Annotated in this window: 15 protein-coding genes; 6 read left to right on the plus strand and 9 right to left on the minus strand. The window is 51.1% G+C overall.

What is annotated here, in order from left to right; all coding sequences use genetic code 11:
- Positions 1-35: 35 nt before the first annotated feature.
- From CZ787_RS05505 to rdgB, 4 genes are all read right to left on the minus strand, one after another.
- A complete protein-coding gene (locus tag CZ787_RS05505) occupies positions 36-881 on the minus strand; it encodes a 23S rRNA (adenine(2030)-N(6))-methyltransferase RlmJ (RefSeq protein WP_087106987.1) in 846 nt (281 codons plus the stop codon).
- 88 nt (positions 882-969) lie between these two features.
- Positions 970-1,644, minus strand: a complete 675-nt coding sequence (locus CZ787_RS05510) for an OmpA family protein (RefSeq protein WP_087106989.1) — start codon at positions 1,642-1,644, stop codon at positions 970-972.
- A gap of 31 nt (positions 1,645-1,675) precedes the next feature.
- Positions 1,676-2,842 carry a radical SAM family heme chaperone HemW gene (hemW, locus tag CZ787_RS05515; protein WP_087106991.1) on the minus strand — a complete coding sequence of 389 codons (1,167 nt, stop codon included), beginning with the start codon at positions 2,840-2,842 and terminating at the stop codon, positions 1,676-1,678.
- Entirely contained in the window at positions 2,835-3,443 is a 609-nt protein-coding gene (gene rdgB, locus CZ787_RS05520; RefSeq protein ID WP_087106993.1) for an RdgB/HAM1 family non-canonical purine NTP pyrophosphatase, read from the minus strand. Before rdgB ends, hemW begins: the two co-directional genes overlap by 8 nt.
- A 279-nt stretch (positions 3,444-3,722) precedes the next feature.
- On the opposite strand from rdgB, the gene CZ787_RS05525 reads away from it, so the two are divergent.
- The 6 genes from CZ787_RS05525 (at position 3,723) to CZ787_RS05555 (ending at position 8,125) form a co-directional block, all read left to right on the plus strand.
- Positions 3,723-4,409, plus strand: coding sequence for a LuxR C-terminal-related transcriptional regulator (locus CZ787_RS05525; RefSeq protein ID WP_087106995.1), 687 nt, complete (start codon positions 3,723-3,725; stop codon positions 4,407-4,409).
- Between the two features lie 26 nt (positions 4,410-4,435).
- Complete coding sequence (locus CZ787_RS05530; protein ID WP_303393862.1) at positions 4,436-4,954, plus strand: CsgE family curli-type amyloid fiber assembly protein; 519 nt, start codon at positions 4,436-4,438, stop codon at positions 4,952-4,954.
- Positions 4,954-5,376 carry a curli assembly protein CsgF gene (locus CZ787_RS05535; protein ID WP_087106997.1) on the plus strand — a complete coding sequence of 141 codons (423 nt, stop codon included), beginning with the start codon at positions 4,954-4,956 and terminating at the stop codon, positions 5,374-5,376. The genes CZ787_RS05530 and CZ787_RS05535 overlap by 1 nt, the downstream gene beginning before the upstream one ends.
- A 95-nt stretch (positions 5,377-5,471) precedes the next feature.
- Positions 5,472-6,302: a CsgG/HfaB family protein gene (locus tag CZ787_RS05540; protein ID WP_087106999.1), complete on the plus strand. Its 831-nt coding sequence runs from the start codon at positions 5,472-5,474 to the stop codon at positions 6,300-6,302.
- 225 nt (positions 6,303-6,527) lie between these two features.
- A complete protein-coding gene (locus tag CZ787_RS05550; RefSeq protein WP_254908576.1) occupies positions 6,528-7,097 on the plus strand; it encodes a hypothetical protein in 570 nt (189 codons plus the stop codon).
- 59 nt (positions 7,098-7,156) lie between these two features.
- Positions 7,157-8,125: a curlin subunit CsgB gene (locus CZ787_RS05555; RefSeq protein ID WP_176372175.1), complete on the plus strand. Its 969-nt coding sequence runs from the start codon at positions 7,157-7,159 to the stop codon at positions 8,123-8,125.
- A 76-nt stretch (positions 8,126-8,201) separates the two neighbouring features.
- On the opposite strand, the gene CZ787_RS05560 is transcribed toward CZ787_RS05555, so the two are convergent.
- The 5 genes from CZ787_RS05560 to CZ787_RS05580 all read right to left on the minus strand — a co-directional run bounded on the left by CZ787_RS05560 (position 8,202) and on the right by CZ787_RS05580 (position 13,024).
- Positions 8,202-8,471, minus strand: a complete 270-nt coding sequence (locus CZ787_RS05560) for a hypothetical protein (protein ID WP_254908577.1) — start codon at positions 8,469-8,471, stop codon at positions 8,202-8,204.
- Between the two features lie 177 nt (positions 8,472-8,648).
- The gene (gene hemL, locus CZ787_RS05565) at positions 8,649-9,929 is read right to left on the minus strand and encodes a glutamate-1-semialdehyde 2,1-aminomutase (protein WP_087107008.1); all 1,281 of its coding nucleotides are present in this window, start codon (positions 9,927-9,929) and stop codon (positions 8,649-8,651) included.
- 36 nt (positions 9,930-9,965) lie between these two features.
- Complete coding sequence (thiD, locus tag CZ787_RS05570; RefSeq protein WP_087107010.1) at positions 9,966-10,775, minus strand: bifunctional hydroxymethylpyrimidine kinase/phosphomethylpyrimidine kinase; 810 nt, start codon at positions 10,773-10,775, stop codon at positions 9,966-9,968.
- Positions 10,775-11,206, minus strand: coding sequence for a protoporphyrinogen oxidase HemJ (gene hemJ / locus CZ787_RS05575; RefSeq protein WP_087107012.1), 432 nt, complete (start codon positions 11,204-11,206; stop codon positions 10,775-10,777). Before hemJ ends, thiD begins: the two co-directional genes overlap by 1 nt.
- Positions 11,207-11,215: 9 nt before the next feature.
- Positions 11,216-13,024 (minus strand): chloride channel protein, encoded by a 1,809-nt coding sequence (locus CZ787_RS05580; RefSeq protein ID WP_087107014.1) that lies wholly within the window; start codon positions 13,022-13,024, stop codon positions 11,216-11,218.
- Between the last annotated feature and the right edge of the window lie 16 nt (positions 13,025-13,040).

The raw sequence follows: 13,040 nt of genomic DNA on the forward strand, positions 1-13,040 counted from the left end.
GCGGGCAGCTTTCACTCAACGTTTATTGTGCCCAGCTACTCCTCAACCCACCACTGCGCATCAAAGCGGCTTTCACTTCCAAGGCAATGGGTTACCTCTGCCATTGCGGTCTTCAGGCGCTCATCAAGCCCCCAGGGCGGGTTAACGACCAACATACCGCTACCGTACATACCGTGCGTTTGCTCACCCGGCGCACGCAGCAAAAGCTCGCTGCGCCATATTTTGCGAATACCGCTTGCCTTTAGCCCGTCCAATAACGCGTGATGATGCCCGGCGGGTAGCAGGGGATACCAAATCAGTAGTATGGCGTGGCGCGCCTTTTCAAGCGTGTATATCGCCGTATCAACCACCTCCTGGTACTCTGCTTTACGCTCAAAACTAGGGTCAATCAATACACAAAGCCGCGGGGTAGACACCGGCAGCATGGCCGTTAAACCTGCTAAACCGTCGCCATAAATACGTTTTGCCTGAGGAGGAAGCGACTGCGTGTTCAAGTGCTCATGCTCACCCGGGTGAAGCTCAAAAAGGCGCAGCTTATCGTGCTCGCGCAGTGATTGGCTTAGCCACCATGGGGAGCCGGGATAGTGCGTTAACGCACTGGTACCAGACTGAACGCTGGTGACGGCATTTAACCAATCACAGAGTAACGGGTCGGTGAGCACCTCGCGTTCGTGCCATAGTGGCCAAATGCCCTCACGGTACTCCTGAAGCCGCTGCGTCTCTTTGGTGGCTAGCGGATAAAGTCCTCTTCCCGCATGCGTATCTATATATGTAATAGGTGTTTTTTTACGTAATAGATAATCAACGACGGCGTAGAGCGTCAAATGCTTGTGTACATCGGCAAAATTACCGGCGTGATAGGCGTGTTGATAAGACAGCATGGTAACTCGCAGATAAGTGAACGAAAAAAAGCCCGCTATGGATCATAGCGGGCTTTAAACGGTAATGCGCGGGGGAGTTATGTCTTACTTAGCCCTGGCCGTTACCGATTGGCGTCAGGGTGATTTCAACCCGACGGTTTTGCGCCCGGCCCTGGTCGGTATCGTTGCTGGCAACCGGCTGGTTAGCACCGTATCCCATGGTGTTAAGACGCGAGGAGGATACCCCGTTTTGGCTTAAGTAGTTGCCCACTGACTGAGCTCGGCGCTCAGAGAGACGCTGATTGTAGCTGGCATCCCCGGTGCTATCGGTGAAGCCGGCAATATTAACCCGCGTATCGGTGTATTGCTTGAGCACGTTAGCCACTTCATTGAGCGCGCTACGCGCATCGCCGGTTAGATCTGAGGAGTCAAACCCGAACGTTACGCTGCTGGGCATATTCAGTACGATATCGTCGCCGCGACGGTCGATTTCAATGCGCGAGCCCTGCAGGTTTTGGCGAAGCTCCTGCTCCTGACGGTCCATGTAAACGCCTATACCGGCACCCGCAGCAGCGCCCACGGCAGCACCAATCAAGGCACGATCACGACGGCTGGTACTTCCGCTACCCGAAAGTGCACCCGCAGCCGCGCCTACCGCCGCGCCAATCCCTGTTCCCATGCCGGTCGATGAACGTTGTGTCTGGCCACCATAAGGATCAGAGGTGGCACAACCTGCCACTAAAATCGCAGCAGCCAATGGGGTCAGTAGTCGAGAAATACGCATCACTCACTCCTTGTATATTTTTGCGCTTGAATTATTCGTCGCTGATAAAGGCCAGCAACTCATTCAAGAATAATAGACCTTGAGGCGATGCACGCAGCTTTTCGGGCATTTCCATCAAAAGTCCTTTTTTGGCGGCCGTGTGTAAACGCGCTAAAAGTGCTTCCTGCGGCTGGCCGGTATGCGCCGACCACGTATGCATGGCAACGCCTTCGGTTAAGCGAAGCGCATTCATGGAAAACTCAAGTGGCAACTCGTCCCCCGCGATAGGCTGCTTGCCCGCCAGGAAACCGCGTGGGTCATTATCACGCCGTAAGTAAGCATCCGGCTGGCGCGTTTTCCAGCGCCGCTCAATATGCCACTGCCCTTGCGGATCAATCGTCGTCAGCTTGCCGTGTGCACCGGCGCCAATGCCCAGATAGTCGCCAAACTGCCAATAGTTGAGATTATGCCGGCTCTGCTTACCAGGTTTTGCATAGGCTGAAATTTCGTAGCGTTCAAAGCCTGCCTGCTCCAGTCGCTGATGACCAAGCTCCTGAATATCCCAAAGCGCCTCCTCTTCAGGCAGAACAGGTGGCTGAGAATGAAACGCGGTATTCGGCTCAAGGGTTAGCTGATACCAGGAGAGATGATCCGGCGACAGCGCAAGCGCCTGGTCAATATCCTCAAGCGCCAGGGAGGGCGTCTGGCCAGGCAAGCCATGCATCAGGTCGATATTAATATTATCAAACCCCGCCGCACGCGCCTGGCCTACCGCAGTAATAGCCTCTTCACCGCCGTGAATACGCCCCAATGCCTTCAACTGAGCGGGCTGAAAGCTTTGAATACCCAACGAGAGACGATTGATGCCCGCCTCGCGGTAGCCCGTAAAGCGTGCCTGCTCGGTAGTGCCAGGATTCGCCTCCATGGTGATTTCTATATTGGGCGCGAAGGGCAAACGTAGGCGTATTCCACTAAACAGCCGTTCAAAGAACGCGGGCGACATCAGGCTTGGCGTACCGCCACCAATAAAGATGGTCTGAATCTGACGGCCAGCGGCTAATGCCAGATCGCCATCCAGATCATGAAGTAGTGCCTTTAAATAAGCCGCTTCGGGTAACTCACCGTCAGGTTCATGAGAGTTAAAGTCACAATAAGGGCACTTGCGTACGCACCAGGGCGTATGAATATAGAGCGATAACGGAGGTAATGGCTTAGCCATGTGCCACCTTAAGTATATCAACCAATCCTTGAAGCGCCCGCCCACGGTGGCTTAGCCGATTCTTTAATTCACTGGGTAATTCCGCCACGCTCATTCCCTGGTCGGGTAGCCAGAACAGCGGGTCATAGCCAAAGCCCCGCTCTCCGCGTGGATGAGCAAGTAACTCCCCTTCCCAGCTGTGCTGAACAATCACCGGTACCGGATCAGCAGGATGGCGCAAATACACCAGCACGCACCAGTAACGCCCGGTGCGCTGGCCTTCTGCACAGTCGCTAAGCGCGGCCAGCAGTTTTTCATTGTTACGCTGATCGCTTTTCGGCTCACCAGCGTAACGCGCGGAATAAATCCCCGGCGCTCCTGAAAGCGCATCGACTTCTAAACCGGAGTCATCGGCAAGTGCCGGTAAGCCGCTAACCCGGCTCGCCTCACGCGCTTTTAACAGGGCATTTTCAACAAAGGTTAACCCCGTTTCCTCGACATCATATACGCCAAAATCTGCCTGCGGGCGAACATCCAACCCCAATGGGGCCAGCAGTTGATTGAACTCTTTAAGCTTTCCCGCATTGCCGCTTGCTAAAACAAGGGTATTTACCGTGGCCATCACATTTTCTCCAAACGTCAGCCTGTAAGTGTACGCCTAACAAAATCGTACTATGGCTAGCAAAATGTTACCAAATGTACATAAGGATTTGATTAACAAACAACATCTATTTATTTATTACATCATTAAAAACATATATTTATATTAAACTCATTGTTTTATATCTTAAAGGGAGCGAATTATTTTAAAAAAATACTAGTAACAAAACTTTACGAAACTACACTTATAGGCAACACTTATTTCGTCGTTAGCTCACTCCTCCTTACCAAAGGCCTTAACATGAAAAGGGAACCGTCCTCCGACTTGGTGTATATCTTGACCGAGCAGAGTCCTCAATCTCAGCTTTTTGCGGAATACTTAAATAAACGCACCGGCTATCAGGTGAGCATTTACTCGCGTCATTCGGCCCTGTCTGCGGATACACCAGGAAAGCTGCTGCTTCTCATCGATAGCGATCACATCAATAGCGATGCACTGCCTGAATGGCAGGACCAGCTACCTGAAGCGTTATCAAAAGCAACGCTTGCCGCGTTCAATATTCGCAACATGAACCATGCGTTAGAGGCGCTTTCCTGTGCTCATTTAAAAGGCGTTTTTTATCGTGAACAGAGCCTGGAGATTATTTGCAAAGGCGTTCACGCCTTGCTCGACGGTGAGCTATGGATGTCGCGTGAATTAATGGCTCGGCTGATTCTTTTTTATCGTAAATCACAGAACAACGCGTTTAGACCTACTTGCGGACTAACAAACCGAGAAATTGAAATTATTTCGTTACTAAAAGCAGGCTCTTCCAACCAACAAATTGCTGATCGACTATTTGTTAGCGAGCATACGGTTAAGTCACATCTTTATAATATATTTCGCAAGATAAATGTGCATAACCGTATACAGGCTTTGAACTGGATTCATCAAAATCTAGGCCCTATTCTTCCGGCTATTGATAAACCCCGTGGGCTAAAAAACTAATAGTACAACTAGCTTGAGGTTATATCATGATGTCATTTCGTCGTTGTTTAACACCACTCTGCGTACTTCTACTGTTTTTTTTATCGCCACTAATGGCCAGTGAAACACTCTCCCAGGAAGATGCTGAGCGATTAAACGAACAAAAAGAAATTGATTCTATTAATCAATTATCGAGCCCCGATGGTCCTGAAATAGAAAGTATTAAAAGCGCCAGCAGCGAGCTGACCGGAGTGATGGTAGACCGCACTATTACCATGGCAGGAAAGACGTTTTACCGTGCCTTTAGCCAGCGCGCTATGGACAACCTGATTATTGGCAATGCCACCATCACAATCCAAGAACGACCCGATGCTCGCTGGGGCAGCCAAATATGGGTGATGGATGGAAATCGTATGTATTTTCGCACACAGCTTTCTCCAAGGATCAATGAAGCGGATCGCGCCGCAGGAGAAGCGGTAAAAATCGTCGAAGAAGCGCTGCTACGCCAACAAATAGCGTCAGCGTTAACCCCCGACAAAGACCTGGGAAGAGAGGAGATACGTTAATGAACGCTATAAAAACTACCCAACACACGTTGCTAGCCATAGCGCTGAGCACGCTGATAGCGCCAGTGGCCTCTGCCGGTGAATTGATTTATCGCCCCCTGAACCCCTCTTTTGGTGGTGACCCCTTTATGGGCAGTTATCTATTGGGTAAAGCTCAATCGCAAGATACCAATAAAGACCCGGATTCAAGAAGCATTGAACCAATCTCCTCCACCGAACGACTTATTCAAAACCTGGAGAGCCGTTTAATCTCACAACTTATTTCAGATGTTGGCTCCGGCGATGTCGGTGAAGGGTCTTTTGACAGCGGTGAATTTAGTGTGGTTGTACGCGATGAAGGTGGGCAATTGATTGTACGCGTTATTGATAAAGTGACCGGCGATGTGACAAATATCAGCGTTGGTGGCTTATTTAACCCTTAATCATTGAACCTACTCCAGTCACGAAACTTAATAACCAAAAACCAATAAGGCCTTAAAAGCCTCTCTCATATCCTAGATGCAGTCAGGGGAACATCATGAAATTCATTGCTTCACTTATAATGCTTGCGCTGCTCAGCGGATGTGTGGGCATGGTCGCAAACTCTGAAAATTTAGAAGGCGCTGAGGCTACGCTTACGCCCCGAGGGGCAACCTATCAGGATCTCATTTCATTGCCACCACCTGCCGGCAAAATTTTTGTATCGGTTTATGATTTTAGAGATCAAACCGGGCAATATCGGCCCGCCCCAGCCAGCACGTTTTCAACAGCGGTTACCCAAGGTGCAGCGGCAATGCTAACCGGTGCACTGGCCGACTCGGGCTGGTTTATTCCCCTTGAGCGGGTGGGGTTACAAAACCTGCTCACTGAGCGACGCATCATTCGTGCAGAATTTGAGCGCTTTGGCCAACCCGACTCGCTTCCTTCACTACGCGCGGCCTCGGTAATGCTGGAAGGCGGCATTATTGCGTATGAATCCAACGTGCGAACAGGGGGAGCTGGCGCTGAGTACTTTGGTATTGGCGCCTCAGGGCAGTATCAGGTTGACCAAGTAACGGTTAACTTGCGAGCCGTCGAGATATCTACAGGTGAAGTACTCGCTAACGTCACTACAACAAAAACCATCTACTCCAAAGAGTTAAGAGCTGGTATTTATCGATTTATTGATTTCCGACGTTTATTAGAAGCTGAAGCAGGCATTACCACGAATGAACCTGTTCAATTAGCGGTCATGTCGGCCATTGAATCTGCCGTTATTCATTTAGTAGCTCGTGGCGTTGAGAATAGCCTTTGGAACCTCTCAAACGGCGTAAACTTTCGGGAAACTATTTTATCTGATTACTTAACTTCACCGACTCCAATGCTATAAGAAATGTTCTCCATAAAAAAAGCCATCTATTATGACTGAAAGGTTCAGCGAAACGGAACTTCCCCCCGGCTTAGCGTAAGCTAAGCCGATTTCTTTATAGTTAAAACAATCTGCCATTTAAACGTATGAGAAAGATCATTAATAAGGCATAAAAAAGCACTAATAAATACGTCATTTAAATAATAAAAAGATGGATGGCGAAAAATTAAAAAAAGTCCAAACTCAATGTACCAAAGTAAAATAACACCAACATTGAGAGCTGAAAAAATGATCCGCAAACTCACTAGCATTCATTATTTCTCAGCGTTACTTCAAAAAGTAAACGTTAATACTGTTTTGTTAATGACGATACTTTTATTCGTTACAGGGCATGCTAGTGCGGAAACAAACCGTATTGAGCAATATTTCAATCAGGTTGACCCACACACCCACCAAGGCAACTACAGCATTATTTCTCAGATAGGTAATAACAACAGGGCAACGGTTAAACAATCTTACTCTGCTGCTTACCAGGCCGGTAACTTCTCGCATATCAGCCAATACGGTAATAAGAACACAGCCTCAATCACTCAAATTGGTGCTAGAAATTACGGCGTTATTCTTCAAGACGGTAATTATCACAACACCCAAATAAGCCAGTCCGGGAGCCAGCAAGAACAGGCAACATATGTTTCCCAGACAGGATTAAGAAGCGACATACACGTTTCACAATCGGGGAGTGGCTATCGCAGCATAGGCATAGAACAGCAAGCATTCTCTGGCTATACACGACCAGTCACCGTCGAAACCTACTGAGCAATACTTCTGTTGTCTCAGTAACAACCAAAGCAAGCATAACAGGATGGGGAAACATCATGAAAATCCAAATCACAACGATCGCTGCTGCCGTTGCCTTCGCTATGAGCACGGCTGCTTTCGCACAGTTTGCAGGCAGTGACTCAACTATTTACCAGGATGGTGATCGCAATACCAACACTATCACTCAGTGGGGCACGCAAACCTCACGTGTGTATCAAGAAGGTCGCGGTAACGCCACCACCGTTTCACAAGATGATATTTCAGGAGTGGCAACAACACAGCCTGGCCAGAACAACTCGGGTATTGACCAGATTGGTGGCGGAAACTCGGCGGGCGTTACTCAATTAGGCGCGTGGAACAACTCAACCGTATACCAGGAAGGCTTTAATAACGATGCAGCCGTTGATCAGGACGGTGCTACAAATATTTCTGTGACAACGCAAACTGGCTTGTCCAATAACGTTAGTGCGACTCAGAATGGCCGTCTTAACGATAGCTATGCCTACCAGCAAGGTCGCAACAATGAAGCGACCGTTGATCAGGAAGGTTTTGAAAATATTTCTGTGGCAACACAAACTGGCTTTTCCAATGACGTCAGTGTGGCTCAGGGTGGCCTATTTAACGATAGCTATGCCTACCAGCAGGGTTACGGCAATGAAGCGACCATTACTCAGGAAGGCATTGAGAACAAGTCCGTCGTTGAAGAAATCGGCAGCTTCAATGAAGCAACCATTACTCAGATTGGCAATGATAACGATAGCTACGCTCACCTAAACGGTGATCATAATGTGGCCAACGTTAGCCAGAATGGTAACTCACTTGAAAGCACCATTTTAGCCAGTGGCAACCATAATACTCATGACGTCATGCAGTCTGGCCGTGGGCATGACTCCTATATCAATACCCAAGGCAGCGGTAACGTGCATAACGTTACCCAAAGCGGTACTTTCTGGGGCGGTGCTCATACCTCCAGCATCGTGACCTATGGCCATGGCAACCTTAATACAGTAAGCCAAGGCCATTAAGCATAGGGCGTACGCATCCAAACCGTCCCACTCGGGGCGGTTTTTTAATGTTTATAGAAAATACCTTAAAAATGGGTTAACGAACCCCGACCGTTACCGTTGACCCTAGCCCTTGGGTAGATGAACGCGAGCGGTTGCCGCCTTTCTGAATATCCACATCCAGGCGCTGGCTATCACTTAATAATGTCACCGTACCCTCAAGCGACGACCCGATAAACGTATACTCTTTGGGTACCGTACCGTGCTCTTCAATATGCTCGGTAGTTTGACCATCGTGAGTGATGCGCCAATGTGCGGAGAACTCAGCACCAGGCGTTCCTCCCATCGCAATATGGATCTGGCTCATGCTCTGCTCCTCAGAGGCAAAGGTACTAACGGAGAGCCCCATAGCAAACACCGCTATAAAAACCTTTGGAAGAGTCGATAATTGTTGTTGCATGGTAGCGACCTCACTAACGATAAAGCCGCTCGGCATGAGCGGCTTTAATAGTTTAGCAGAGCAACGTCTTTCAGTTACATTGAGTTACATAACACTAAAGGCTTTTTCTGCAGCGTCCAACGTAAATTGGATATCCTCAGGCGTATGAGCGCTCGACATAAAGCCTGCTTCAAACGCCGAAGGGGCCAGATAAACGCCGTGATCCAGCATCGCGCCAAAGAAGCGGCGGAACGCCTCGGGGTCACACGCGGTAGCCTGGGCAAAGTTATCCACACGGCGTTGAGAGGTGAAAAACAGCCCAAACATGCCACCCGCTGACTGTGTCATCATTGAGACACCTGCCGCATTAGCACGCTCTTTCAGGCCGCTGCAAAGTGTTTCAACCCGCTGAGAAAGCGCGTCATGAAAGCCAGGGACCTGGAGCTTGGTTAATAACGCAACACCTGCCGCCATCGCCAAAGGGTTACCCGACAGCGTACCTGCCTGATAAATCGGCCCCAAGGGGGAGATGTTTTGCATAATCTCGCGCTTGCCGCCAAACGCGCCTACTGGCATACCGCCACCAACAATCTTACCCAGGCACGTTAAATCGGGGGTAATGCCGTAATGTGCCTGAGCACCACCCAGTGCAACGCGGAACCCGGTCATGACTTCATCGAAAATCAGGATGCTTTCATGTTCGTTACACACCCGGCGCAGTGTTTCCAAAAAACCCGGCTGGGGAGGAATACAGTTCATGTTACCCGCGACAGGTTCAACGATGATGCAGGCAATCTGGTCGCCGATTTCAGCAAAGCACGCTTCAACACCTTCAATATCGTTATAGGAGAGCGTAATGGTGTGCTCGGCAAGTGACGCGGGAACACCTGGCGAGCTGGGCTCGCCATGGGTGAGCGCGCCAGAGCCCGCTTTTACCAGCAACGAATCTGAATGGCCGTGATAGTTACCTTCAAACTTAACGATCTTATCGCGCCCGGTGGTGCCGCGTGCCAAGCGGATCGCCGACATGGTGGCTTCCGTACCAGAACTGGTCATGCGCACCATTTCCATGGTGGGGATCATTTCGCAGATCAGGTCTGCCATGGTGGTTTCAACCGCGGTCGGGGTACCAAACGAGAGACCGTTATCCAAACGAGCACGTACCGCCGCCAGAACATCCTGGTCCGCGTGACCGGTAATCATTGGGCCCCAGGAACCTACATAGTCCACGTAGCGGTTGCCTTCCACATCAAACAGATAAGCGCCCTGGGCGCGCTCCATAAATACCGGCGGACGGTGCAGGCCTTTAAACGCACGTACCGGCGAATTTACGCCACCTGGAATATGGCGGCTAGCAAGCTCAAACAGTTCAGCAGATGTGGTCATGGCGTCCTCAATATCAATGGCATAGCGCGAATAAAATCAAAAGCGAACCGGCCGTGGCAAGCGGTTAGGTAAACACTGCCCACTAGGCGGCTGATATCCATGAGACAGACTCTCCCAGGTAAAGTGCTGGGCCTGTTCACAGGCCGTCGACAAACGCTCACCGGCGGCCAGGCGTGCCGCAATGGCAGATGCCAAGGTGCAGCCTGAGCCGTGAAACCGTTCCGGCAGGCGTGGCCACTGCCATTGGCGCGTGGTATCCGGCGAGTGCAGCGTATTAACAACCTGCTGCTCGTTACCTGGAACAGGCTCATCGGTCGCGGTTACTAAAATAGCCTGACAACCCTGGGATAAAAGCGCGACGGCGCGCGCCGTATCATCCAAGGGGCCGTCAATCTCAGGGGTGAGCTGCTTAAGCTCATAACGGTTGGGGGTTAAGATATCCACAAGCGGTAGCAGGCGATTCGCATAGAGCCGTTGCAATTGGGGTGTGGATAACTCAGTGCCACCACCAGCTTTAAGTACCGGGTCGGCCACAACTGGGATGCCTGGAAAACGGCGAATAATCTGCTCGGCCGCCCTTAGCGTTGCCTCATCTGCCAACAGGCCCAGTTTGATCGCTGCAATCTGCATCCCGCTGAGCGCCTCTGCCATTTGGCGCATCAATGCTGGGTCTGCCGGAACGACATGGCTCACGTTATGGCAGTTTTGCACCGTTAACGCGGTGGGAATCGTCACTGCCCAACCGCCACAGGCGGCAATGGCTTCGCTATCTGCAACCAAACCCGCTCCGCCCGTCGGGTCATGGCCCGCCAGTACTAAAACAACCGGTGAAAGAGGTTGGCGCATCAAAAAGGTTTCACAACGGCAAGTAGAATAATCGCCACTAGCGCAATCACCGGCGCTTCATTGAACCAGCGAAAGAACGTGTGGCTTTTCGTACAGCGATCCTGGGCAAACTGCTTTAAGTAAATCAGGCAGACGTGATGATAGGCGATCAGCAATACCACAAAGGTGAGTTTAACGTGCATCCAGCCTTGGCTGAACCAGCCGGGCACCAGGTACAGCATCGCCCCGCCAAAGATAAGCACCAGTATCATGGAAGGCGTCATGATGCCGCGATAAAGCTTACGCTCCATGGTTTTGAAATAGGCGATAGCTTGATCGTCGCCTTTATCCCGTGCCATGGCGTGATACACATACAGCCGCGGCAAATAAAACAGGGCGGCAAACCAAGTCACCATGGTCATTAAATGCAGGGCCTTCAACCATAGATACATTGTCTCTCCTTATACGGGCGAATCATTCGCTTTCGGGTCAGTACGGGTATTTGGGTCAGAATAGTAATAATAACGCTCAATGGCACCACGGGTGATGATACCTGAAATTCGCTGCCGCTTTGGCCGATAACCGTGCACGACATAAAGCGCGCCCAAGGCATCGTCTTGAAGCTTTACAAACGCCTCTGACAGGGTGGCCTGTAGGCCAATCGGCGCAAGTTCCAGGCGCTGGCCCGGAATTTCCAGTAAATCGACGGATTCATTATCAGGAGGAGCATCGCCATCAAGCGCTTCATCGTGCTCCAAAAGCCACCGCGCCAGCGCCGACGCTTTTGATGCTAGTACCGATTTTTCTTCATTTGAACGCTCAATAATCAGCCAGACAGGGTTGGTTTCCAGTAGTTTTCGTGCCTGCTCAAACGTTACCTTGCGCTCAGTACGTACCAGGCTTCGCTCCATCACCGCAGGCACCGACACGCGGGAAAGCGCCTGCATTAAGGGCTGTTGAAGCGGGTGCAGCCCATAGCGTACGGAGCTAATAAAAAATCCTTCACAACCGGTAAGCTGGCGCGAGGTCAAGCAAGCAACGACTACCACCAACATACCCGGCAACATGACATGAGGTGTATGAGTAAGCTCCAACAGCGCCATTAACGCCGCAAGCGGCGCTTGCAACACCGCCCCCATCATGGCCGCCATACCTAACATGGCGTAAATGCCAGGGTCTGAGGCTTTATCAGGCCATAGCCAGCCACCCAATATACCGCCCAGCGCGCCTGTCGCTGCGCCAATCACCAGCGTGGGGCCAATAATTCCGATGGGTACGCCACCCGATACGGTCAGGGCGGTAATTAAAAGCTTGGCAATCATCAGCGCCAGCAACACGTTAATGTCCAACTGATTATTAAGCGCCGCCGCTACACTGTCGTAGCCAATTCCCTGAACCTGCGGAAACCACCAGGCCACAACCCCGGTCGCCACACCCACACAAGCCAAACGAAGCCATAACGGCCATGCCTGCATGCGTTTGTTACGTGAAATATGAATAAACAGCCCCGCCAATAGCCCGACCACAAGGCCGAGTACAATGACCCACGGTAAATTCATGAGCGAACCCAGCACGACCTCGGGGATACGAAAAGCCGGCTCATTGCCATACACCATCTGCGCAATGAGCGCCGCCATCGTAGAGGCTAAAATCACCGGCATAAAGCTCATCAGGGTATACTCCATCATGACGACTTCCATGGCGAAGATGACCCCGGCAACCGGTGTATTGAACGATGCTGAAATCCCCGCCGCCGTTCCACAGGCAACCAAAACGCGCAGGCTGTTATTGGGCAACCGAAGCTTAACTCCCAGCCCGCTTGACGCGGCAGCGCCTAAATGAATAGCCGGGCCTTCCCGCCCGGCAGAGAGCCCACCAAGAACCGACACCACCCCCACCCACCATTGATTCAGCCAGTTTCGCATTGGAAAGCGGCCCTGGTGATAAGAGAGGCGCTCAATAACGTGCCCTACCCCCATCTTTTGGGCAGTGGCTTTTTGCCGATAAAGCAGCAGACCCAGCACGCTAACGGCAATAATAGGCAGCAGTGAGCGCAGCCACGGAGGCAGACCTTCAAATCCTTCCGGGTTTCCATCCGGCATATAAAACACTGCCCCCGCTTCGAGCAGTAGCCGGAAGGCGACCATCGCCGCCCCCGTAATGATCCCCGACACTAACCCCAATACGCACAGTTGAGGCAACGCATCAACATGGGCCAACTGGCGTCGAAAACCCTCGAGGGTAAAATCTGATCGGGAAAAACGCGCCACGACGACCTTCCTTTAC

Origin of the sequence: Halomonas citrativorans (genome assembly GCF_900163645.1) — a bacterium.
Taxonomy (GTDB): Bacteria; Pseudomonadota; Gammaproteobacteria; order Pseudomonadales; family Halomonadaceae; genus Vreelandella; species Vreelandella citrativorans.

Excerpts from the sequence above, each read along its gene's own strand:
- CZ787_RS05555 (WP_176372175.1), top strand. The coding sequence starts at position 7,157 with ATGAAAATCCAAATCACAACGATCGCTGCTGCCGTTGCCTTCGCTATG.
- CZ787_RS05510 (WP_087106989.1), bottom strand. The coding sequence starts at position 1,644 with ATGCGTATTTCTCGACTACTGACCCCATTGGCTGCTGCGATTTTAGTG.
- thiD (WP_087107010.1), bottom strand. The coding sequence starts at position 10,775 with ATGCGCCAACCTCTTTCACCGGTTGTTTTAGTACTGGCGGGCCATGAC.
- CZ787_RS05540 (WP_087106999.1), top strand. The coding sequence starts at position 5,472 with ATGAAATTCATTGCTTCACTTATAATGCTTGCGCTGCTCAGCGGATGT.
- hemL (WP_087107008.1), bottom strand. The coding sequence starts at position 9,929 with ATGACCACATCTGCTGAACTGTTTGAGCTTGCTAGCCGCCATATTCCA.
- hemJ (WP_087107012.1), bottom strand. The coding sequence starts at position 11,206 with ATGTATCTATGGTTGAAGGCCCTGCATTTAATGACCATGGTGACTTGG.
- CZ787_RS05530 (WP_303393862.1), top strand. The coding sequence starts at position 4,436 with ATGATGTCATTTCGTCGTTGTTTAACACCACTCTGCGTACTTCTACTG.
- rdgB (WP_087106993.1), bottom strand. The coding sequence starts at position 3,443 with ATGGCCACGGTAAATACCCTTGTTTTAGCAAGCGGCAATGCGGGAAAG.
- CZ787_RS05505 (WP_087106987.1), bottom strand. The coding sequence starts at position 881 with ATGCTGTCTTATCAACACGCCTATCACGCCGGTAATTTTGCCGATGTA.
- CZ787_RS05535 (WP_087106997.1), top strand. The coding sequence starts at position 4,954 with ATGAACGCTATAAAAACTACCCAACACACGTTGCTAGCCATAGCGCTG.
- hemW (WP_087106991.1), bottom strand. The coding sequence starts at position 2,842 with ATGGCTAAGCCATTACCTCCGTTATCGCTCTATATTCATACGCCCTGG.
- CZ787_RS05560 (WP_254908577.1), bottom strand. The coding sequence starts at position 8,471 with ATGAGCCAGATCCATATTGCGATGGGAGGAACGCCTGGTGCTGAGTTC.
- CZ787_RS05525 (WP_087106995.1), top strand. The coding sequence starts at position 3,723 with ATGAAAAGGGAACCGTCCTCCGACTTGGTGTATATCTTGACCGAGCAG.
- CZ787_RS05550 (WP_254908576.1), top strand. The coding sequence starts at position 6,528 with ATGTACCAAAGTAAAATAACACCAACATTGAGAGCTGAAAAAATGATC.